The organism is Polaribacter sp. Z014, assembly GCF_023555435.1.
Taxonomy (GTDB): Bacteria; Bacteroidota; Bacteroidia; order Flavobacteriales; family Flavobacteriaceae; genus Polaribacter.
Genome location: NZ_JALCZP010000013.1, coordinates 1 through 22952 on the forward strand (window position 1 = coordinate 1; position 22952 = coordinate 22952).

The 22952-nt window shown below is 29.0% G+C and carries 21 protein-coding genes and 2 tRNA genes; 6 read left to right on the forward strand and 17 right to left on the reverse strand.

Translation table 11 applies throughout. The features are described 5' to 3' along the window. Nucleotides 1-109: 109 nt before the first annotated feature. From MPF19_RS13495 to MPF19_RS13520, 6 genes are all read right to left on the reverse strand, one after another. Nucleotides 110-688: a hypothetical protein gene (locus tag MPF19_RS13495; protein ID WP_249988635.1), complete on the reverse strand. Its 579-nt coding sequence runs from the start codon at nt 686-688 to the stop codon at nt 110-112. Nucleotides 689-858: 170 nt separating this feature from the next. Next, nucleotides 859-1455: a hypothetical protein gene (locus MPF19_RS13500; RefSeq protein ID WP_203395241.1), complete on the reverse strand. Its 597-nt coding sequence runs from the start codon at nt 1453-1455 to the stop codon at nt 859-861. 153 nt (nt 1456-1608) lie between these two features. Next, complete coding sequence (locus MPF19_RS13505) at nt 1609-5208, reverse strand: SIR2 family NAD-dependent protein deacylase (protein ID WP_249988636.1); 3600 nt, start codon at nt 5206-5208, stop codon at nt 1609-1611. Nucleotides 5209-5532: 324 nt separating this feature from the next. Then, nucleotides 5533-6750 (reverse strand): tyrosine-type recombinase/integrase, encoded by a 1218-nt coding sequence (locus MPF19_RS13510; RefSeq protein ID WP_249988637.1) that lies wholly within the window; start codon nt 6748-6750, stop codon nt 5533-5535. Nucleotides 6751-6867: 117 nt separating this feature from the next. After that, nucleotides 6868-6951, reverse strand: a tRNA-Leu gene (locus MPF19_RS13515). Between the two features lie 49 nt (nt 6952-7000). Continuing rightward, nucleotides 7001-7073: transfer RNA gene (locus MPF19_RS13520), tRNA-Lys, on the reverse strand. A gap of 97 nt (nt 7074-7170) precedes the next feature. Between MPF19_RS13520 and MPF19_RS13525 the strand changes: the two genes are divergently transcribed. Continuing rightward, the gene (locus MPF19_RS13525; RefSeq protein WP_203394353.1) at nt 7171-7686 is read left to right on the forward strand and encodes a shikimate kinase; all 516 of its coding nucleotides are present in this window, start codon (nt 7171-7173) and stop codon (nt 7684-7686) included. On the opposite strand, the gene MPF19_RS13530 is transcribed toward MPF19_RS13525, so the two are convergent. After that, nucleotides 7678-8181 (reverse strand): phosphoribosyltransferase family protein, encoded by a 504-nt coding sequence (locus MPF19_RS13530; protein WP_203394352.1) that lies wholly within the window; start codon nt 8179-8181, stop codon nt 7678-7680. The two genes, MPF19_RS13525 and MPF19_RS13530, sit on opposite strands and share 9 nt — an antisense overlap. Further along, nucleotides 8178-8558 (reverse strand): RNA-binding S4 domain-containing protein, encoded by a 381-nt coding sequence (locus MPF19_RS13535; protein WP_249988638.1) that lies wholly within the window; start codon nt 8556-8558, stop codon nt 8178-8180. The genes MPF19_RS13530 and MPF19_RS13535 overlap by 4 nt, the downstream gene beginning before the upstream one ends. An 80-nt stretch (nt 8559-8638) precedes the next feature. On the opposite strand from MPF19_RS13535, the gene MPF19_RS13540 reads away from it, so the two are divergent. After that, on the forward strand, nt 8639-9544 hold the full coding sequence (locus MPF19_RS13540; protein ID WP_203394350.1) for an FKBP-type peptidyl-prolyl cis-trans isomerase: 906 nt from the start codon (nt 8639-8641) through the stop codon (nt 9542-9544). A gap of 395 nt (nt 9545-9939) precedes the next feature. On the opposite strand, the gene MPF19_RS13545 is transcribed toward MPF19_RS13540, so the two are convergent. The 4 genes from MPF19_RS13545 to ppk2 (MPF19_RS13560) all read right to left on the reverse strand — a co-directional run bounded on the left by MPF19_RS13545 (nt 9940) and on the right by ppk2 (MPF19_RS13560) (nt 13356). After that, nucleotides 9940-10533, reverse strand: a complete 594-nt coding sequence (locus tag MPF19_RS13545; RefSeq protein WP_203394349.1) for an outer membrane beta-barrel protein — start codon at nt 10531-10533, stop codon at nt 9940-9942. Nucleotides 10534-10578: 45 nt separating this feature from the next. After that, nucleotides 10579-11532, reverse strand: a complete 954-nt coding sequence (locus MPF19_RS13550) for a transketolase family protein (protein ID WP_203394348.1) — start codon at nt 11530-11532, stop codon at nt 10579-10581. A gap of 179 nt (nt 11533-11711) precedes the next feature. Next, nucleotides 11712-12491, reverse strand: coding sequence for a polyphosphate kinase 2 (ppk2, locus tag MPF19_RS13555; RefSeq protein ID WP_203394347.1), 780 nt, complete (start codon nt 12489-12491; stop codon nt 11712-11714). 7 nt (nt 12492-12498) lie between these two features. Next, the gene (gene ppk2, locus MPF19_RS13560; RefSeq protein ID WP_249988639.1) at nt 12499-13356 is read right to left on the reverse strand and encodes a polyphosphate kinase 2; all 858 of its coding nucleotides are present in this window, start codon (nt 13354-13356) and stop codon (nt 12499-12501) included. 93 nt (nt 13357-13449) lie between these two features. On the opposite strand from ppk2 (MPF19_RS13560), the gene MPF19_RS13565 reads away from it, so the two are divergent. Further along, nucleotides 13450-14400 (forward strand): lipid A deacylase LpxR family protein, encoded by a 951-nt coding sequence (locus MPF19_RS13565; RefSeq protein ID WP_249988640.1) that lies wholly within the window; start codon nt 13450-13452, stop codon nt 14398-14400. Between the two features lie 48 nt (nt 14401-14448). Here MPF19_RS13565 and MPF19_RS13570 read toward each other — a convergent pair whose 3' ends face one another. Beyond that, the gene (locus tag MPF19_RS13570) at nt 14449-15873 is read right to left on the reverse strand and encodes an ATP-dependent DNA helicase (protein WP_203394344.1); all 1425 of its coding nucleotides are present in this window, start codon (nt 15871-15873) and stop codon (nt 14449-14451) included. Nucleotides 15874-15978: 105 nt separating this feature from the next. Between MPF19_RS13570 and MPF19_RS13575 the strand changes: the two genes are divergently transcribed. Genes MPF19_RS13575 through MPF19_RS13585 form a run of 3 tightly spaced genes read left to right on the forward strand, consistent with a single transcriptional unit; the run spans nt 15979 to nt 18054 of the window. Then, nucleotides 15979-16713 (forward strand): hypothetical protein, encoded by a 735-nt coding sequence (locus MPF19_RS13575; protein WP_203394343.1) that lies wholly within the window; start codon nt 15979-15981, stop codon nt 16711-16713. Next, on the forward strand, nt 16682-17518 hold the full coding sequence (locus MPF19_RS13580; protein WP_203394342.1) for a DUF3822 family protein: 837 nt from the start codon (nt 16682-16684) through the stop codon (nt 17516-17518). The genes MPF19_RS13575 and MPF19_RS13580 overlap by 32 nt, the downstream gene beginning before the upstream one ends. Continuing rightward, nucleotides 17515-18054: an RsmD family RNA methyltransferase gene (locus tag MPF19_RS13585; protein WP_249988641.1), complete on the forward strand. Its 540-nt coding sequence runs from the start codon at nt 17515-17517 to the stop codon at nt 18052-18054. Before MPF19_RS13580 ends, MPF19_RS13585 begins: the two co-directional genes overlap by 4 nt. Before the next feature lie 112 nt (nt 18055-18166). Here MPF19_RS13585 and MPF19_RS13590 read toward each other — a convergent pair whose 3' ends face one another. From MPF19_RS13590 to MPF19_RS13605, 4 genes are read right to left on the reverse strand one after another with little or no spacing between them, the layout of a single operon-like run. Next, entirely contained in the window at nt 18167-19120 is a 954-nt protein-coding gene (locus MPF19_RS13590; protein ID WP_249988642.1) for an AAA family ATPase, read from the reverse strand. Next, complete coding sequence (locus tag MPF19_RS13595) at nt 19120-20502, reverse strand: peptidylprolyl isomerase (protein ID WP_249988643.1); 1383 nt, start codon at nt 20500-20502, stop codon at nt 19120-19122. The genes MPF19_RS13590 and MPF19_RS13595 overlap by 1 nt, the downstream gene beginning before the upstream one ends. Further along, the gene (locus MPF19_RS13600) at nt 20468-21253 is read right to left on the reverse strand and encodes a hypothetical protein (RefSeq protein ID WP_249988644.1); all 786 of its coding nucleotides are present in this window, start codon (nt 21251-21253) and stop codon (nt 20468-20470) included. Before MPF19_RS13600 ends, MPF19_RS13595 begins: the two co-directional genes overlap by 35 nt. A gap of 59 nt (nt 21254-21312) precedes the next feature. Further along, nucleotides 21313-22947 carry a peptidylprolyl isomerase gene (locus MPF19_RS13605; RefSeq protein ID WP_249988645.1) on the reverse strand — a complete coding sequence of 545 codons (1635 nt, stop codon included), beginning with the start codon at nt 22945-22947 and terminating at the stop codon, nt 21313-21315. Nucleotides 22948-22952: the final 5 nt, after the last annotated feature.

A 22952-nucleotide genomic window follows, 5' to 3' on the forward strand; every position in this document is an offset into this window, starting at 1 on the left:
TTGTTGTATAAGCTTTGTTGCGTTGTTTAAGCAGTGAATTTAGTAAATAAAACACGAACGGCGAAATTCCGGAGGAATTTCCCAAGTGAGCTAAAGCCAGCAATAAAATTTATACGGTGTTGCCCAACGTTTTTCTTATTTTCAGTTCTTTTATTCTTTTTTCAATTACTGATGAATTATTTATAAATTCAACTTCTCCAGTACATTTTATTTCAGCTGACAATAATATTCTATTCCCGTTTTTGTCAATAAACAATATTCCTTCGTCGTGTCTTATTTCAATTTGTTCATCTGCAACTTCCTCTCTTGAAAGTATTAAAATCTCTGAAATCATAAATTCAGAAAAAGTAATGTTTGAGTTAATTCCTTTTTTTGAGGTTTTTTTCAACACATTCTCAAAACTTTCTACAAACTTTTCTCTTTCAACAACCTTAATTTTCAAGTTATAATAATCTATAAGAGTTTCTTTTTCTTCATTCCATTCAGATTGAAATTCAATTTTTTTTGATTGTTCAATTCCAAGTTCATCTTTCCAGAAAAATGGAATTTCGAATAAGTTTGCTGTGTAAATGTTTTCTTTCAGATTTGCTCCAAGATTTGAACATTTAATCAGATATATTCGTTTGTTAATTAAAGTACTTAATTCCTTTAATTTGTTGTCTTTTATATATTCTCCTAATCTTTTCAAGAGTCAGTTTTTAATGTTGGGCAACGTTGTTGTATAAGCTTTGTTGCGTTGTTTAAACAGTGAATTTACTAAATAAAACACGAACGGCGAAATTCCGGAGGAATTTCCCAAGTGAGCCAAAACCAGCAATAAAGTTTATACGGTGTTACAAATAGTACTTTTTTCACTCGTTAATTTTCTATATCACAGTTTTTATTATAGTATTCAATTATCTCAATTAAATTCGTATGTTTTAATTCTTTTGTTTTTATCTTTTTTATTAATTCTGGACAATCTTCAAACAAGTAATAGTATTTACTTTTAATTTTGGTTCCAAGTTTTATTGTTTTGTTGTCTTTCTCAATATAATATAAATTTCCTGATGAAACAGGTAGCCCCATTCCCATAGCAGAACCTGCATTTGAAACAAATACGCTATATAAATTTATTTTCCCTGAACGAACTATTTTCATTCTAATTTTTTGGTCAGTTTTTATTTTTCTACCAGGTCCGAACCTTTGTTTATTCTTAAATTTACTTTCAATTTTTTTAAATCTATATTTAGTTTCAATTCCATCTTCAGTAATATTATAACCAATTAATTGTCTGTCATTTAGTTTTTTAACCGAAGAACTGTCATTTTCTTTATATTTGATTCCATCAAGTGTTCTAACTTTAATTAATCCTTTTATTTCAGTTGAATCTGTTAAAAAAATTATTCCTTTTTTATATTGAGCACTCGAAAGTAAAAAAGAAAATATTGCAATAAAAGTAAGAGTTCTTCTCATCGTTTATGTATTATTTGTAACGTTGTTGTGTATGGTTAGTGGCGTGTTTAAGCACCTAATTTAGCAATTACAAACTGAATAGAAAATCCGCAAGAATTTTCGTAAGCAAGCTAAAACTAGCCATTAATTATACACGGTGTTATGTGCTTTTTTTTACTTTATTAAATATCTTCTTTTATGTCTTCTTCCGATTTCATCAATTAAAGTTTCCAAGTTTTTGCGCTCTATATCTTTAGCACTACTTCTTAATGGCAACAAACGGTTAATTACAAACTCTTCATTTGCAATTGTCCGTAAAACACTATTTGCAATTAGATGTTTTTTTGTGTTTTTAAGTGTTTCAATCATGTAAGAAATTGACTCCTCAGTAAAATCTTCTAACTTCAAACCATTCATTTTTTTAAAAATAACATTAACCAATATGTTGCGATATTTGGAATTAGGATTATTAAATTCAGAAATATAGTCTCGTCTTTTATCAGCAGAAATATAATTTGAAATTACACTTGGTACTCTATCAGCAAACATCCACTTTTTACTTTTTGATTCATCGAATTCAATAAACCAATCTAACCACCAATTTATTGGTCCAATTTCGAATACATGTCGGTTTCCAATATCTTCTTGTAGAGCAAACCTGTCACATAGGTTATATGCTAATTCTGTATTCCTTAATTTTAACAACTTAACGAATAGATTTTCTTGTCCACTCCAGTTTAGTTCTCGCATATGGCCTAAAAGTTCAAAGTTTTCTTTTGATAGATTGTCAGGATCAATTGAAAGAAAGTCTTCAAATGCATTAAAAACAAACTTTTGATTAGTCGGATCTGATATTGAATAGCATAATGCGACTTTTATCATTCCACTACTTTGAGGAATATCTTTCTCAAGATAATAAATCAAATCTTTTCTGTTTGAAAAGATATAATATAGCGCTCCTAGTGCCCATTCCGAATTAGAACTTTTTTGACGCTTAACAATCTCAAATAAAGACCTAATATGTTCAGTTGTGAAAATTGAATAGTCAATATTATCTTCTTTATTAGAAAATCTAACGATAAAATATATTTCTACAGCAATTTTATCAATACCTGCAATTAAAAGATCAGCTGAGATTTTTAATCCATCGTTATTTCTACAGTCCCTTAAATAATTGCACAATACATTAATTTGCACAATTTGTTCTTTTTTCGTTTTTTGAGGGTTATAAAAGGCTAACAAAACAGCTTTAGGATTAAGCTCTTCTAGTATATCTCCAAGAGCAGAATTAAACCCTCCAACTTCTTTGACAATTTTTGAATTTAGTTTTTCTTGAACTTGTTGGCTTAAAGTTGTGAGGAAAGGAAGATCATCTATTGTTACAAATTTTTTAATACTTCTTCCTACGTTACTACAAAAGTTATAATCATCACAATTGGAAACAAGTAAATTCAATGCTTCATTTTTAAAATTATATCCTAATAAATCTAAAACGCACCCAACAGCAATACCTCCCAAAGAATTTCCTTTATTAATTAAATTTTTTAATATTGGGATATGAGGTTCTGAAAAAGGTAGAGATGTTCTTAACTTATATTCGACTTGATCTAGCCATTCAACGTCTTCACCTGATGATGTTTCAATCCTATGTAAAAGTTGACCTACGATTTCATCAGTACTCTCTTCTATGTATTTAACGGATGATACTGCAAGCTCAAAATCGACACTTACTACAGTTTCAAGAAACTTATGAGCATTCTCGTTGTTTAAGAGGCTAAGTGTTAAGTATAGAGCTTGATCCCATCTTCTATAGCTTAGTTTTTCCTTAAGTATTGAGTTATTCTGAGTGAAAAGTGTTGCTAACTTTGATGCTGCTAAATATTCTGTTACAGATTGATGAAAGAAGCTCATTCTTCCATTAATAATAGGTATTATTAACTCTTGTGATATTAACCAATTAACAATATCTAAAGCAGGAACAGAAGATATGTTATCTATTATTAATTCGTCTTCAATATACTTTTCTAATAATTCTGAGGCGTATGTTTCCTCACCACTATCCATAGCGTCCATAGCGATATTTGAAAGCGGTTTTAATAGATTAAAGTTGACTTGAAACCTATCATTGAGTTTTCTGTTAATTAGGTTGATTAGGTTGAGATATATTTTTTGAGGATTTGTATCAGCCTCAATTTTTATATTCTTTTCAAATATAAGTTTGTAAAAAAATGGTTTTTGTAATAAACTTATGATTTCATTTCTGAATAGACCTTTTAGTTCAAATTGGTTTTTTACTAAGCTTGTTTTGATGAAATCCTTGTCAATAGTGTCTAAGTTAAACTCTGAAAATTCTAATTCTTCAAGCCCATCTATAGTTCTAGAAGATATGACAAGAGAAAAAGAATGACTTTTCAGTAGATTTTCGAAATCAGAATTCCAAATTTTAGATTCAATATATTTCTTAGGAATTTCATTAAATGCATCAAAATATATTTTAACTTTAAAATGCGTGCATAATAATGATAGGTTCATTCCAACAGGAATGTTTTGTTCTAATAATTCAACTATATCTCCTTGATAAAGTTTTAAGTCCACATATATAGGTATAATAGTTTCATTTATTTTTACGGAGTCTTCAATGCAACTCGCTGCAAGAGATTTTGATAGTCTAGAAACACTAGCTTTTATTGAATAACTTTTACCTCCTCCAGGTAGACCGATTAGAATGAGTCTATCAGGTCCATTGTCAAGTAATTTTTCGACTGGAGCTTCGTGAAATCTATAGTCATAATTTTCTCTTTGAGTACTTTCTAAGGGATGAACAACTAGAGGAAGGTGTAATCTCTCAATATTAAAGTCTATGTTCTTAGCAGCATGCCTATTAAGACTTAATATGAATTCTGAAGTCAATATGAGATTTGGTTCTATCTCATCAATTTTTATAGATAATAAATCATCAAGTAATTTCAATATAGGAGAATGATCTCTTCTTCCGTCATTTTTTTCAATGGTTTGGTAATCAATTAAATGAATGCCAAAATTTCTTAGCCAATATTCTTTCTCCTGACTACCAATATCAGGCATTATTGCATAGTGATCTCTAGCTCCACCTTTATATGTGTTAATTAGCAAATCTTTTAAATATAAAAAATCTGGATCTCTTAGTCCAAAACCAATGTATACTATTGGTCTACTCAACATTAAAGTCTTAGTGGAATCTAGAGCATGTTGTAATTCACCTCCAAAACTTAAAACTCTATATTGTTCTCTTGTTAAAATAATTGTATCTGAATTTTCTGCATCACCATGTAATTTGAATAAAAAATTATTCGCTCTGGCACCTACAATTTCAGCTGTTTCTGTAAGTTGGTTATTTACAACTGTTCTGAGGTAGATATCAGATTTCCATTTCTGAAAACTTAACTCTAAAAGCTTATCATAATTAGTTGTTATATAACAAGTGGGTCCAAGTGAGATGATTTTTTTATGTATATCATGTGGTTGCGCAACACCTAGTCGACTTGCTCCTCTAATAAATTCAGCAACTTGAGGTTTACTTAATTTGTCAAAACCGTAACTTGCTGCTTGTAAATAGTCTCCTCTTTTAAGTTCATTTTCTGCTAAAGTTGCATCTAAACCATTTTCTTTAATAAAGACAATAAGTTCTTGAATCATTCCTCCCCATGTAGGTAGACCTGACCATAATGATATTCCTGACCCGATAAATAAAACTGTATCTTCTTGTTTGAGTATTCTTTTTAATTTTTCTATCATGCTTTAGAATCGAGAATTTTGTTGGAAATTGCACATAACGGCTTATATCAAAACAAATATATTGATTATACCTTAAATTTCAAGGGATAATCAAACATATTATAATTCTTTAATTTATTAATTAAAGATGATAATTATTCTATGGAAATTTAATTTTCATGAAGTGACATTCTATATTTTATAATATAAAGAGTAAATTTAATTTCTTATTAAAAATAAAAACCCACATCGTTGAGAGGTGGGTAAAATTGCTATGAAAAAGTCTTTAAAAAGACTTTTCGAAAAAGAACTTAAATATAGTGATATTATATTAATTATAATTATTTAAAAATCTAAACTGTAATCATCAGAATAATCTTCAGGTAAAGATGCTCCAATATCGCGGAGGTACTTATTTAAGCTATCTACAGTTTTGTGTCTTGTAATTGGTAACATTTTATGCTTGGCTTCTAAATCTGTTAAACCTTGTTCTTTGTAAGTAGTAAAAATATCTATGGCTGCAGTATGTCTAAAGGAATAGATACCGTAATTTTCATCAAAATTTAAGGCTTTTTTTACTTTAGCAAAACGTCTACCAAAATATGTTCTTTTTACAGTATCCTCAACAAGCCAATTACTAGGTTCTAATTTTGAACTAAATAAGTGATATTCAGTATCAAATTTATGTAAATCCATTTCTGCAATGGTTTCTTTTAATTGCTTGGTAAGAAATACCGTATTTGCAGTAGCATCTTCTGTTTTACTCTGCACAGAAATAGTATTACGATCTATATTGATGTCCTTAATTTTTATTCTACAAACTTCTACAGGTCTAAAAAAACCATACATCACAAATTTTATAAAAAAATATAAATAAGGATCATGTTCTAGTAGGTGTTCTTTTATAGTTTCCATTTCTTTTTTACGAAAGGGAATATTTTTTTTAGGTTTAGATGCAAGTTTAGGAATTCCTTCTACAAAGTTTTTATCAATAATATCGTCAGCAACCATTTGATTAAATAAACTACTTATTGTTTTTCTGTAGGTGTTTCTAGTAGTTGCATTAACTGGCTTACCTTTATCTTTACCAAGATTATTTAAAAAAAGAATAACATGTCGTTTGGTTATCGTTTTAATATCATTTTGGTAAAGGTTATGTTTTTTTAAATAACGAATAAAAACGTTAATAGGGAATTTATTTATGTTAATGGTAGATGCACTCCAGACTTTGTGTTTTTCGGTAATAGCATTTTCTAAAGCTTCTTCAGTTGTCCATTCTTTTTTATCTGCTAAATCTACTTTGCGATATTCAAAAGGAGAATAACCAAGTGCTAAAAATTGTTCGACGGCAATACGAAGGTTCCTAATAGCCATTTTTCGCATGGTAACGGTTTTGTGCCTATTGATTCCTGCTTTTTCTTTAAATTTTTCCATCTTACCAGTCTTAGGATTCCTATAAGAATATTTAACGTACCAGTATTTGCCTTTAGCAACACTAGGTTTTAAAATACCTGCTGCATTTTTTTCTTTGGGTATAAATATTTTAGGTTTTGAAAAAGTCATTTTATGAATTTTAAGGGGCACGATTGGGGGCACGAATGCTTTTTTTAGTCTCATTTTAATTTTTGTTAAAATCAAAATAAACTCCTAAAACACTGTACTACATACAGATACTTGAAGTGCGCACGAGAAGATTCGAACTTCCACGTTCTTGCGAACACAGCCCCCTCAAGGCTGCGCGTCTACCAATTTCGCCACGTGCGCATTTGTATAAAGCAAAAATGTTAAGCATATTGCTTAACATTTTTATTTGTGACCGGGCTGGGGCTCGAACCCAGGACCCTCTCCTTAAAAGGGAGATGCTCTACCAACTGAGCTACCAGGTCTATTTTGTAAACCGGTTGCAAATATACAATCAAACATTGGAATTATAACCATTAAAATGAAAAAAAATTATAGATATTTGCATAAAAATAAAAATCAATGAAAATAGTATTATTAGGGTATATGGCTTCGGGAAAATCTAGCATAGGTAAAAGACTTTCTAAAAAACTGTCTATGAAGTTCTTAGACTTAGATGACTATATTATTGAAAAAGAAAAAATGTCTGTTTCTGAAATATTTAAAACCAAAGGTGAAGTATATTTTAGGTTGATAGAAAACAAATATTTAAAAGAAATTCTAGATAAAGACGAAAAATATATCCTCGCTTTAGGAGGCGGAACACCTTGTTATGCAAATAATATGGAAGAAATTAATAATTCTGATGCAAATTCTATTTATTTACAAGGTAGCACTGCAACGATGATAGAGCGCTTAATTAGAAAAAAGGCTAAAAGACCCTTAATAGCGTCTTTAGGTGATGATAAAATTCCTGAATTTGTTGCAAAACATCTTTTTGAAAGACGCCCTTTTTACGAACAAGCAAAAACGATTGTAAAAATAGACAATAAAACTAAAACAGAAGTTGCAGAAGAATTAGAAAAAATATTAAGCTAAATAAGCTACAGCTTCTTTTCCAGAAAACTCAACTTGTATATGTTCCTTTATAGAGGTAGATAAAGAAATCCCTTTAAAATCTGCCTTTACAGGATATTTTTTGTGGTTTCTATTCACTAATACAGCTGTTTTAAACCTTTTTAAAGGGACGTCTAAAAAATGCTTAATTCCATAAATTAGGGTAGTTCCAGAACTTAAAACATCATCCACTAAAATTAAAGGTTTATTTTTATAATCCTCAACATTTAAAGAAGTGGTAATTGGTTTTAAAGGATGTTTTTTATCAATATTAACTTTACAAATAGTTACTTTTATAGGAGATATTTCTTGTAAAACTTCCATCAATTTTTCAGCAAACAGATAACCATTCCCCACAATACCGGCCAATATAACTTCTTTTTCAGAACTATTAGTTTCGTAAATTTGATACGCAATCCTTCTTATTTTTTGAGAAATTTGCAATTCATTTAATATAATGCTACCTGGTGTTGTCATACTTCTTCTGTTGTATCGTCTTGATAATTATCTATATCTCTTCTATCTTTTTTTGTAGGTCTACCTGCTCCTTTTTTTCGATAGTAATCTTTGGCATATTTTAAAAGATCTGTTTTCTCAAACTCTTCTTTAGGCGTAACATCTTTTCTGTAAAGATCTACTATTTTTGCTCCAACCCTACTTTTTGGTAAATCTAAAACTTTTATTTGATAATTGATTTGGTTTTTTCTAACGAATATCAATTCATCTCCAAAAACTTCTTTAGAAGGTTTTAGGCTTTTATTATCTATCTTAACTTGGCCTTTTTTGCATGCTGTTGTTGCAATACTTCTTGTTTTATAAACTCGAATACACCACAAATATTTATCAATTCTCATAAAAATAGTTAAAATATAACGTTTGTCTTTTTACAAAGGTATAAAATTGGTAAATTGCACGCTCAAATTATTAAGAATAAATGAATAAAATAAAACATATTTTTGCTTTTGCAATTATTTCGATACTACTTTACTCTTGTGGTAGTAGCTCTTCTTCTGAGGTAGATGATTTTGATTATGAAGCACAAGCTTTAATAGATAATGACACGCTAGTTCAATTTTTAAAAAATCATTATTTTGATACTGATATAGATTCTATTAAAGCCTTAGTTCCTGGAAAAACGGCTTTATACGATGATAAAGAGAATCTAAAAACGATGAAGGTTAAAGAAAATGATATAGATTACAATCTATATTATTACGTAAATAGTGTAGGTACTCCAACAATAGACAAAGGAAACCCAACAGTTATGGATTCTGTATTTGTTAAATATTATGGACAAAGAATTGTAGATACCGAAACTATTAGTAACGTTTTTGATTATAATGATTATGTTTGGCTAAATTTAGTTCCTTATTATAGCAATGGAGTTTTAAAAAATGGAGTTATTCGTGGATGGGTTCATGGTTTCACTAATTTTAAAGGAGGTGATAATATTACAGATAATGGCCCAATTACTTATAAAAACGGAGGTAAAGGAATTTTATTTATCCCCTCTGGTTTAGGTTATGGTAGATTTGGAGCAAGTAGTATTTTAGCAAATGAATGTATTCTTTTTTATATTGATTTATATGACTTTGTAAAAGATACAGATCATGATAATGATGGGGTGCCTTCTATAATGGAAGATCCTGATGGAGATTTAAATCCGTTAAATGATGATACCGATTTAGATGGTAGAGCTAATTACTTAGATACGGATGATGATGGTGATGGTGTTCTAACGATAAATGAAGATGCTAATGATGATGAAAATCCTGCTAACGATCGTAGCGATCCTAACAATCCTGACTTACCAGATTACTTGAATCCGGATATTAATTAAAATTATAAAAAACTACATAAGACTCTTAAGAAATTAAGAGTCTTTTTTTTTGTTGAATGTTTTGTTTTTTACTATAAATTGGATGCTTAGAAAGAATGTAAATAAAATCTGTTAGAAAAAGGATTGAATAAGCGTATCTAAAAAAAAGTACTCCAACTATTCAGTCTGCTTTAAAAATAGAATAAAGACTTCTTATATCGCTTTAGAGAAAATTCTAAATTACTTTTTAAAATGAAAATTGAGTAACTAGTACATGATAAAAAATAATTGTAATATAAAGAAGGAATACTCAATTTTTTATACAACAGTAAACGAAGCTTTTACTATTAAATGATAGAAATAAAAAAAGCTCTTGAAAATTTCAAGAGCTTTATGGTGTTTAATAATCTATGTATTTATAACTTTAAAGAAAGTCCAAATATTATTTGATTTGTTCTGTTATCTACGGTAAACTTATCAGCAAATTTAGCTTCAGAGTTAGATAAACCTCTTTCCCAACGAACATCAACTCCTAAGTTTCCAAATTCTAAACCAAGTCCCATTTGAGCGCCTACAGAAAATTTATCAAAATCATCTGTAGTTAAGTTATTAAACTTAAAATCATCTTCTATTACATACTGTAAAGACGGACCAATAAAAGCGTTTACAAATCCAAAAAACTTTTTCCCGATTAAAACAGGAACATCTAGTTTCTTAAAATCGTAATCAGATTTTATAGTATTTAAAGCATATTCACTTTTTACTTCTGTATACACTATTTCTGGTCTTAAATATAAACCAAGAACAGGCAAATCTCCACGAAACCAAATACCTGCATGGTAACCAGATTTAGCTTTCGCTCCGTTTATAACATCACTTCCAGTAGTTTTAAAAGAATCGTTACCTGTATTATTATAATTAACCCCTGCTTTAATACCAAAATCTATTTGAGCATTAGACATTTGGATAGATCCAAAAGCCAAACACATCATTAAAATTACTTTTTTCATTATTTTTAATTTAAAGATTAAACTACTTTAAAACTTAAAACGTAATTATTTTCTAGAAATTACTTTTTTAACAGCTTTTACAACTGCAGCAGCATCTAAACCATATTTAGCCATTAATTGTTCTGGTGTTCCAGATTCTCCAAAAGTATCATTTGTTGCAACAAATTCTTGTGGAGTTGGTGTGTTTAAAGCTAACGTTCTAGCAACACTTTCACCTAAACCACCTAATTTATTATGCTCTTCTGCAGTAACAATACAACCGGTTTTAGCTACAGACTTTAAAATAATTTCTTCGTCTAAAGGTTTAATTGTGTGTATGTTTATTACTTCTACAGAGATTCCTTCTGCTTCTAATTGTTCTGCTGCTTGTAAAGATTCCCAAACTAAATGACCTGTTGCAACAATAGTTACATCAGTTCCTTCTGTTAATTGAATTCCTTTACCAATTTCAAATTTTTCATCAGCTGGCATAAATACAGGTACTTTTGGACGACCAAAACGTAAATATACAGGTCCATCAAAATCTGCAATTGCAATCGTTGCTGCTTTTGTTTGGTTATAATCACACGTATTAATTACGGTCATTCCTGGCAACATTTTCATTAAACCAATATCTTCTAATATTTGATGTGTTGCTCCATCTTCTCCTAAAGTAACTCCAGCATGCGATGCACAAATTTTTACATTTTTACCAGAATACGCCACAGATTGACGAATTTGGTCATACACTCTACCGGTAGAAAAATTAGCAAATGTACCTGTAAACGGAATTTTACCTCCAATTGTTAATCCTGCTGCAATACTAATCATATTAGCTTCTGCAATACCTATTTGGAAAAATCTTTCAGGATTTTCTTCAATAAATTGATCCATTTTTAAAGAACCAATTAAATCTGCACATAAGGCAACTACGTTTGGGTTTGTTCTACCTAATTCTGTTAAACCATCTCCAAAACCTGAACGCGTGTCTTTTTTCTCTGTGTACGTGTATTTCTTCATTATAAATTTGTTGTGTTGTAAAATTTGCGTAAAAATAAACTTTTATTTTACTTTAGAGAAGATAAAAGAGATAATAGCGAAAGACTTTTTAACATATTGTAAGGAAGTTTGACTAAATAGATAAAAATGCACAATTCCAAAAAATATAATAGATGTCTCTTTTTTCTGTTAAAAAATATTTAAACTTCTAAATCTTTATCATAAGGAATGCTATTTAAAATGTGGTTAATAACATTTACTCTAGCTTCTGTTTTTCTATTTGCTCTAATTATTTTCCAAGGAGAAATATCTGTATTTGTTTTTTCAAACATCGCATTTTTATACTCTGTATATTCATCCCAAAAATCTTGAGCTTTCTCATCTAGTTTGGTCATTTTCCATTGCTTTAATGGATTATTTTTTATATCCTCAAAACGTTTAGACTGCTCTTTTTTAGAAATAGACATATAAATTTTAACAACATGAATTCCAGACTCTAAAATCATTCTTTCAAAATCATTTACCTGATTCATAAAAATTTTATAATCTTCCGGAGTACAAAACCCATTTACGGGTTCTATTACCGCTCTATTATACCAACTTCTATCAAAAAAAACAATTTCGCCTGCTTTAGGTAGTTGTTCTATATATCTTTGAAAGTACCATTGTGTTTCCTCATCTTCTGTGGGTTTTGATAATGCAACAATACGCATATGACGTGGATTAATACGTTCTGTTAACCTTCTTATAGCTCCTCCTTTTCCGGCAGCATCTCTTCCTTCAAAAACAACAATTATTCTTTCTTCTTTATTAATAGCCCACTTTTGTAAACGTATCAATTCTACCTGTAACTTTTCCAGTTTTCTTTGATAATCTACATATCTAATGGCTCTATCTATATTTAAAGGTTCTTTAGATAAAAGTGCTAAAAGGCCTTTTTTAGAGTTTAATTTTTTTAAATTTTTAGACGATATTTCCATAGTAAATTTAATCTATATTTGTATTAGATCTATAATAACGCATTACTACATTAGGATCTGGATTTAAAACTGTTTTTGCTTCTTTTTTCCCTTCATAATCAAACTGAGATAAAACATGTCTAATAGCTTCTAGTCTTGCTACTTTTTTATCATTTGTCTTTATCATCATCCAAGGGCTGTATGAAGTATGCGTTTTAGAGAACATTTCTTCTTTATAATAAGTATATTTATCCCAAAGAATTTGTCCTTGTTTATCTACAGGACTAAATTTCCATCTTTTTAATGGGTTTTCCTTTCTGCCTTCAAAGCGAGTTAATTGTTCTCCTTTAGAAATTGACAACCAAAATTTAATAATCACAACACCATCTTCGTACATCATGTGCTCAAATTCTGGTACTTGCACTAAAAATTCTTTATATTGTAAGTCTGAACAAAAACCCATAACAGGTTCTACAACCGCTCTATTGTACCAACTTCTATCAAAGAAAACAATTTCTCCAGGATTTGGCAATTCTTTTATATATCGTTGAAAATACCATTGCCCTTTTTCTATTTCTGTAGGTTTGTTTAAAGCCACCAATCTACTAGATCTCGGATTTAAATGTTCCATAAATCTACGAATATTACCTCCTTTACCAGCTGCATCTCGTCCTTCAAAAATAATAGCAACACGCTTGTTGTTATTAGATATCCATCTTTGTAATTTAACAAGTTCTATTTGAAGCAACCTTAGTTCTTCATTATATATCATTGTTTTTTTTACTTTCTTACTAGCAGCATTCTTCTCCTCTATTAACGCTAATAATTCTTGACTATTTTTAACGCTTTGAAAGTCCTCTGAACTTAATCCCTCTTTAATTTCCATAAATTCTATTTACTCGGACTAAAATAACTACTTTTTTTTAGAATTACATAAAAAAATCATCATTTTAAATAAGTTCTTTTATATTTGTCTTTTATGAAATATTTTATCCTTACTATTATTGTGTTTGTTTCTTCTTATACAATTGCACAAGAAAAATTTACTAAAGAAATTAGCCTAGTAACAGATAACGATCTTTATGTTTCTGCCCATAGAGATAGGTATTATACAAGTGGCATTTTTTTAACGTATAGATATCTTTCTAAAAAGAAAAAAACCTCTTTAGAAAAACGCATTTTAGAATGGCAAATAGGGCAAGAAATGTATACGCCTTACAAAACTACAGTAGAAGATGTAAATGACCAAGATAGACCTTTTGCAGGATATTTATATGGAAGTTTCGGTATAAAAAGGATTTATAAAAATAATCAAATTTTTAAGACATCTGCTCAAATTGGGGTAATTGGTACTAATTCTTATGCAGAAGAATTACAAGAATTTATACATGATATGTATGGTTTTAAAAAAGCAGTAGGATGGAAATATCAAATAAAAAATGCTTTTGCACTAAATTTTAATGCAGAATATTTAAAAACCATCTTAGAAACTACTGATAATAACTTTGATATCACTTGGGTTAACAAGGTAAATCTTGGTACTGTTTATACAAATATTTCTACAGGTTTTTATAGTAGAATTGGGCTAAAACCACTTCAGAAATTAGCAAATTCAATTGCATTTAATACTAATTTAAATAATAACCAAACAGATTATTATAGAGAAGTAGAATCCTTTTTTTTTATAAAACCAATGTTGCGATATGCTGCTTATGATGCCACTCTACAAGGTAGTTTTTTAAACAAAACTAGTCCAATTACGAATGCATTAAAACCAATTGTTTTTGATATTGAGTTAGGTTTAAAATTTACCGTTAATCGTTTAAACTTTGGATATTCTTTTAATTATAATACTAGTAAATCTAAAGATTTAAGATATACCTACGGGCATAAATATGGTAGTATAGCAATTAACTACCTGCTGCGTTAACATCGTTTTCAATTACTTCTAGCGCTTTCTTTAAATCCTATTTTATCGCTATTCTTCAAAAAATTCATCTTTAAAACCAATTAAATACAATTTTTCTTGCGCTCTAGTTAAAGCGGTATATAGCCATCTGTAGTATTCTTTAGAAACTCCTTCTGGCAAATAAGGCTGCTCTATAAACACCGTTTTCCATTGTCCTCCTTGAGATTTATGACAGGTCATGGCATATGAGAATTTTACTTGTAATGCATTAAAAAACACATTCTTTTTAATTTCCATAAACTGTTTTGACTTCGATTTTATATGTGCATAATCTTCCTTTACTGCTTGATACAATTTGTTAGATTCTTCATACGTTAAAGAAGGCGTTTCACTAGTTAGTGTATCTAACAATAAAACCGTTTCAAAAGGTTGCATGTCTGGGTAATCAATCATACGAACTTCTACTTCTGCAAATTTAAAACCGTACAATTCTTTAATAGAAAATATTTTTAAAATTTCACAAATATCTCCATTAGCTATAAAACCTGCGGTTGAATTTTCTTTTAACCAATAATAATTATTTTTTACCACCATAATATAATCTCCAGCAGAAATTTCATTTTCTTGCCCTCGAATTTTCATTCTAATTTGTTGATTATATTCATTTGCTCTTTTGTTAGAACGTACAATAAATGCAGTATCCTCTACTCCATCACTATCATAAGCGGTAACCAAAGCATCTTCAATATCATAACCATCATCTAATCTAATTATATCAGGAAAATTAATATCAAACTTAAAATTAGTGGTATCATTTTGAATCATCAACCTTAATAACGTTGCATTTGCAAGAATACCAGAGTCTTCATGCTGACGCATAACTTCATCTAACTCTATTGATGTAACATTTTTATGATAATCATACACCAAGGTGTCTTCTTCTAAAGCAGGACTAATTTTTAATTTAACAGGAGGTAATTGAGCAGTGTCTCCAATAAAAATTAATTTACATTGATGACCAGAGTATACATAACGAATTAAATCATCTAATAAGGAGCCGGTTTCAAATAATTTCTGATTTTGTCTACTATCCGGAATCATAGAAGATTCATCTACAATAAAAACCGTATTTCTATGCTTATTTGGTTGTAAAACAAAACCTACAGAACCATTTGATTGCTTTTTAGGAAAATATATTTTTTTATGAATTGTAAATGCAGGTCTTTTAGAATACACAGAAATTACTTTAGCAGCTCTACCAGTTGGAGCTAATAAAACTGCTTTTTTACCGATGCTTACTAAACTATTTACATAAGCACTTATACTAGTTGTTTTACCGGTACCTGCGTACCCTTTTAACAAAAACAAGGCATCTGTGTCCTCTGTAAAACTAAAATCGCTTAAAAGCCGTAATAATTTGCTTTGTTTAGTGGTTGGAAAATGTTGAAATTTTTTCAGTAATTCTGCGTAAAAATTGGATGTTTTATTTATCATATAAAAATTAATACAACAAAGATACATTGAATTGTAAATAAAAGTTTTTATCATAAAAAAAAAATTGTAGATTTGCCTTAAGACTATTAAAAAAAAATACTTACAATGGGATTACTTGGAATGATTTTGGCAGCTCTTATAGCTGCAGTATTACTAGCTATTATTATAGTTAAATTTTTACCATTAAAATTAAGATGGATTGCCTCTATATCTCTTTTGGCATTAACCGCTTTTTTAGTTTATAAAATATACTATGGTATAATGGAACCGATTATTTTTAATAAAAATAAAGTTGCAAAATACTCTAAAGTTATTCAAAACTTAAAAATAATTAGAGATGCAGAAGTTAAGCATTTTGAAGTAACAGGTACATACACTAAAGACAAGGCTGGTTTAATAAAGTTTATTGATAGCGCTAAATTAGCTTTAACAGAAACTAAAACTATTGTAGAAAAAGAACACAGAGGTGGTGGTATTATCATTGATGTAGAAAAAAGACAAACAGATACTATTGGTTACGAACCTGTTTCTAAATACTTTAAAGGGAAAAACTATAAAGAAATGTTTAAAGTACCTGGCGTTGCAGGTAAAGAGTTTGAAATAGAAGTAGGAACTGTAGAAAAAGTACCAGGAATGGTAGTACCAACATTTTATGTTAAAACAGCAAAACAAGACATTTTAAAAGGAATGGATGAATCTCTTCTTAAACAAGAATTAGAGCAAATTGCTACAGATCAAATTAAAGGAGAATATGTTTCTGTTGGTTCTTTAGATGAAGTTACAACTGGAGGTAATTGGCCTCCTTCTTATGACAAAAAAGACGGTGATAAAGAAGAATAGTATACATACTTTAACACACGTAAAAGATACTAAGTTATCCATCCAATTTAATTTGGATGGATTTTCTTTTTGTATAACAAATAATGCATCAAAAGAAACCTTTTACTTTTCTGAATACATCTTTAAAGAAAAACAATTAACGCCAGAAAATCTATTAAAAAAAATAGAAGAAATATTTAAAACAGATATACACCTGCAAAAAGACTTTTCATCTGTATTAGTTATACATCAAAATAATTTATTTTCTTTGGTACCTAATCAATATTTTAATGAAGAAATACTTTCTGAATATCTTAATTTTAATATAAAAACATTAGCTACAGATTTTATTGCTTATGATGATATAGAAAGCATCAACGCAAAAAACGTATATGTACCTTATGTAAATATTAATAATTACTTATTTCAAAACTTTGGTGAGTTTGAATACAAACATCATTTAACCATTTTAATTGAAAAATTAATTACTTTCAATAATTCTGATCAAAAAAAGGTATTTGTAAATGTATCAAAAGAAGCTTTTGACATTGTTGTACTTCAAAATAAACAGCTCCTATTTACAAATTCATTTAATTTTGAAACAAAAGAAGATTTTATTTATTATATCTTATTTACTTTCGAACAATTAAAATTAAATGTAGAAGAAACTCAACTATCTTTTATTGGAGATATTGAAATGGCTTCTGAAATTTATAAAATCACGTATCAATATATTAGAAATGTTTCCTTTTTAGAAAGTGATAACAAAATTTTTAATCAATTAGATGCTTCTAAACATTCAAATTATATCCTTTTAAATTCATGAGAATAATATCTGGAAAACACAAAAGCAGACGTTTATCCGCGCCTAAAAACTTACCTGTTCGTCCTACAACAGATATGGCTAAAGAATCGCTCTTTAACATCTTAAACAACACTTATTATTTTGATAGTATTGCTGTTATAGATCTTTTTTCTGGTACAGGAAACATTAGTTATGAATTTGGCTCTAGAGGAACCAAAGAAATTTATGCCATAGACGCACACTTTGGTTGCATAAAATACATTAACGAAACTGCCAAAACCTTAGATTTACCTATAAACACTTTTAAAAGTGATGTTTATAAATTTCTAGAAAAGACTTCTTTACAAGCAGATGTTATTTTTGCAGACCCACCTTATGATTTTGAAGAAGAACAATTCTTAAAAATAGTGGATTTGGTTTTTACCAAAAATTTACTAAAAGAAGATGGTATTTTAATTGTTGAACACTCTAAACACACAGATTTAACTAAACATGAAAAGCATAGTTATGATAAACGTTATGGAGGAAATGTGTTTAGCTTTTTTGAAAACGAATAAATTCTTGTAAAAAAATAAACGCAAAGTTTGCAAAGTTTTAACACCTAATTCTTTGCGAACTTTGCGTTTTTCTTTACATCTTAGCGACTTCTCTATACCTCTAGAGTTCGTTTTACAACAAAGAATTAATAATATCTGCAACAGAAACACCTTCAGCTTCTGCTTTATAATTTTTTACAATTCTGTGCGATAAAATAGGGATAGCTACTGCTTTTACATTTTCTATATCTGGAGAAAACTTCCCGTTTACGGCCGCATGTGCTTTAGCCGCTAAGATTAAGTTTTGAGATGCTCTAGGACCTGCTCCCCAATCTAAGTACGATTTTACTAAATCTGTAGCTTCTTTAGATTTCGGTCTTGTTTTACCTACTAAACGAACTGCATATTCAATAACATTATCGGCAACAGGAATTTTACGTATTAGTTTTTGAATTTCAACAATTTCTTCTGCAGAAAATAATGACTTTATAATTTCTTTTTTATTACCCGTTGTACTTTTTACAACAGCTACCTCTTCTTCAAACGAAGGATATTCTAAATAAATAGAAAACATAAACCTGTCTAATTGCGCTTCTGGCAACGGATACGTTCCTTCTTGCTCAATTGGGTTTTGTGTTGCTAACACAAAAAAGGGTAAGTCTAATTTATAATGATTTCCAGAAACTGTTACAGAACGCTCTTGCATTGCTTCTAACAAAGCTGCTTGTGTTTTTGGAGGTGTTCTATTTATTTCATCTGCAAGTATAATATTAGAGAAAATAGGCCCTTTTATAAATTTAAAATGTCTGTTTTCATCTAAAATTTCACTTCCTAAAATATCTGAAGGCATTAAATCTGGTGTAAATTGTATTCTTTTAAAATCCAATCCTAAAGCATCGGAAACAGTATTTACCAACAACGTTTTTGCTAAACCCGGCACTCCAACTAATAAGGAGTGACCACCACAGAAGACAGACAACAAAGTAAAACTAACAGCTTCATGCTGCCCAATTATAACTTTACCAATCTCTCTTTTTAACTTGTTGTATTTATCTACTAAATCTTTTACTGCTTTTACGTCAGACATTATTTATTTACTTCTTTTTTCCAGTTCTTCTCAAACGTACATTTACTATACGCAGGTCCAATATTAATGTAGGTATCTTTTATTTTTTCTTTAGACCATTTTGTAATGGTTTCTTCTTTCTTTTTTTGAAGTGCTAGTTGTTGTACTTTCACATAATCTTCAACAATATCTGCAACATGCGTATCTGTTCTATCTTTCATTAAAATGAACTTGTACATTTTATCACCAGATCTCTCTTCATCATAAAAAGGGTCTGTCATTTCTCCTTTTTTAAGATCACTTACTCTTGCATAAAAAGTAGGATCCATTCTGGTTAAATCAAACTTAGATTCTCCTGTAGACGGATTAACAATAAGTCCACCATTATTCTTAGTGTCATCATCATTAGAATATTTTTTAACAGCTTCCTCAAAAGTTAATTCTCCTCCTTTAATTTCTAAAATAATATGTTCTGCTTTATCTTTAAGTTCCTTCATTTTTTCTTCAGGAATTTCTGGTTGCATTAATATATGAGAAGCAACTCTTGTATTCCCTTTAATTGCATGTAATTGCATAATATGATAACCAAATTGCGATTTAAATGGTTTAGAAACTTGACCAACGTCTAAAGTAAATGCCATTTCTTTAAATTCCTTAATAAAAGCAGACTCTTTTGTTACCGTATATTCACCTCCATTACTTGTTACTCCAGGATCATCAGAATTAATAATAGCTTTCATTCTAAAACTAGATCCCTCTTCTATTTCTTTTTTTAGTTCATTTAATTTATTAATAATTCTGTCTGTTTCTTCTTTTGTAGGTATTGCTTTTAAAACTACTTGAGCAAGTTCTATTTCTGCCGGAAACTGAGGTAATTCTCCTTTTTCTTTTAATCCATTATAATACAAACGCACCTCTTCTGGAGTAACATCAATCTTTTCTGTAATTTTTTGTTGCTCTTTTTCTATTAAAAGGTTTTCTGTTTGAACCGTAGACAATTCCTTCTTTAAATCATCTAAATCATTAAAACCATACGCTTTAATTACTTTTTCTTCACTACCATATTGTTGTGTAAAGTATTGGATACTTCTATCTACTCTAGACATAATTTCTGAGTCGGAAACAGTAACACTATCTACAATGGCATGATGCGCCAATAATTTCTGTTGCATCAGTTCTTCTAGCATTTCACAATCTGTAATTTTTACTTTTCCTTCACTTCTTAATTCTACTTCTTGTTTAAATTTAGCAATATCAGAATCTAAAACAATGTTTTTACCAATAACCACTGCTACACCATCTATCTTTACTTTTTGTGCTGATGTTTGCAATCCTAAAAACCCTAGAAAAAGGGTGAAAATTGAGATTTTAATATATTTTGAAATTGTTGTTCTGTGTTGCATCTTTTACTATTATTTTTTCTATCTCTCTTAATAATTCAATTTTACGTTTATGTAAAATCATTTGTTTTATTGTAGGTGTAATATAACTTAAAGGCGCTATAGAGTTTCGTTCTAACACGTCATTTATAGCCACCAAATATAAACCTATTGAATCTTGTTTTTCGATGAATTTTGTTTTTTTTAACAGTTTTTCCTTTGAAAAAGGAAGTTTTAACAAAATGTTATCTAATTGCGTCCAAACAGAGTCGTTAAACTGATAAGATTTAAAACTTAGTTCTTGTTTTTCTAATATTTCTAGGTCGCTAATACTATCGGATTTAAAAAGCTTTAAAATATTTTTTTTGTCTTTTATATTCTTATCTACATGAAGGAATTTTATTTTAACAAGTTCTTCATTTAATTTAAAATTCTCTTTATTCAACATATAATATGCTGAGAGTTCTTCATCAGAAATAACAGTATCTAATTGTTGTTTTACTAATTGTTCTTTAAAGTTATTAATTAACAAACTTTCTTTATAATCTTTAACCAAATCATCTATTTGATTCATCGTTTCTAAAGAACTATTATTCTTAGCTTTTTCTAGTAAAAGTCTTTTTATTGCCCAATTCTGAATATAGCTTTTCACTAAAACTAGGCTATCACTTTTACTTATATTTTTAGGTAAAACATTTACCAAGTCTTCTCTAAAAAGCTTTTCTGTATTAACAATAGCTACAATTTCTGAAGTATTGGTTTCTTTCTCTTTCATTGTAAAAAAATCACAAGAAGAAAAAAGAACAAGACAAAATAAGATAGCTAAATATTTCATTATTTATTTTTGTAAAAATTTATTAATTTTTTCAATTCTTTTTTACTTACTTTAATTTTGCTCTTTTTTATTAAATCTGCAATCCAATTTTCTTCTAAAAAGTTTTGATAATCATTTATTACCTGACCTTTTATACTTTTTAAATCAGTTGTTTTATAATTAGTAGTGTGTGTATCAAAAAACTTTTGCAAACCAATGGTATCACTAGAAGATTTTGTCCATATTTTTTCTTGCATTAATTCAAAAAGCAACAAACCATCCTCGTACTCTTTTAAAGTATATGCATATTCTGGTTCTGTATAAATTAAGTTTTCTTTGTAATACGTTAATATTTCTTCCTCTTCAAACATTTCAAAAAGTTTAAAAACGGCTAAATGTCTTCTATTTCTAATATATTTAATAAAAGCTTCTTGTGTAATATTTTTATCATTTATCCTTAAAATTGTGCTCTGTAATGAATCTATAGGAAGTGCTCTTAGATTTTTTTTATTTAAAATCTTTTTAGCATCTTCAAATTCTGTAATAGTATATTCTTTTTTCAATTTATTTACAACTGCTTTTTCAGACAACTGCATTCTAGAACTTTTTTTCACCTTTTCTTTTAACTCTTTTTTCATTTCATCAAAAGATTGAATAGGATGTTTCTTTAATACCTTAGCAATGTGCCAACCAAAACGAGTTTTAAATGGTTTAGAAAAATCATTTATATTTTCTAAAGCAAATACGGCATCATCAAATGGTTTTACCATTCTACCTGTACCAAATTTACCTAACTTACCTCCATTCTTTTTAGAACCCGGATCTTCTGAGTACTGCATTGCTAGATCTTCAAATTTCTCTTTATTTTTTAATTTGGTATAAATACTATCTATCTTCAATTTACCTACAGCCGTTGTATCTCTAATTAAAATGTGTGCCGCTTCTATTTCACCCTTAGACTCTTTTAAATCATCTACTTGCATAATATGATATCCAAATTGTGTTCTAAAAGGCATAGAAATTTCACCTACTTTAGTATTATAAGCGGCTACCTCAAAGGGGTACACCATATTAAAAGCAGCGAAATAACCTAAATTACCTCCATTCCCTTTTCTTCCTGTTTTAGGATCATCTTGGGCAGATTTATCTTCGGAATACTGTGCTGCAATTGCTTCAAATTTTTCACCTTTTAGAATTCTTTCTCTTAATGCTAAGATTTTATTATAAAGCATTAAAGTGTCTTTTGGTGATGCTTCTCGTGGTAATCTTAATAAGATATGTTTTGCCTTAACTTGGTTTTTTGTTCTAAAATAAGCATCTTTTACCAACTGATCTATAAACGTAGTATCTTGTAAATAGGGCGCAGAAAGTTGGTTTTTATACGTTTCCATTTCTCTCTTATAAGAAGGCAGAGTATCTAAATTAATACTATAAGCTTCTCTAACTTTTAACTTGTAATTAATATACAAGTCTAAATTTTTAGAAACACTTTTAGCTTCTTTATTATCTATAGCATCTAAATTTTTTTCATAGACTCTTTTAAATTCTGAAACAGTTGTTTTCTCTCCGTCTATAGTAACTAATGTTTTATCTTTCTTCTGTGAGAAGGCAGATATTGATACACCTAAAACTAATAATAAAACTATTTTCTTCATAAAAT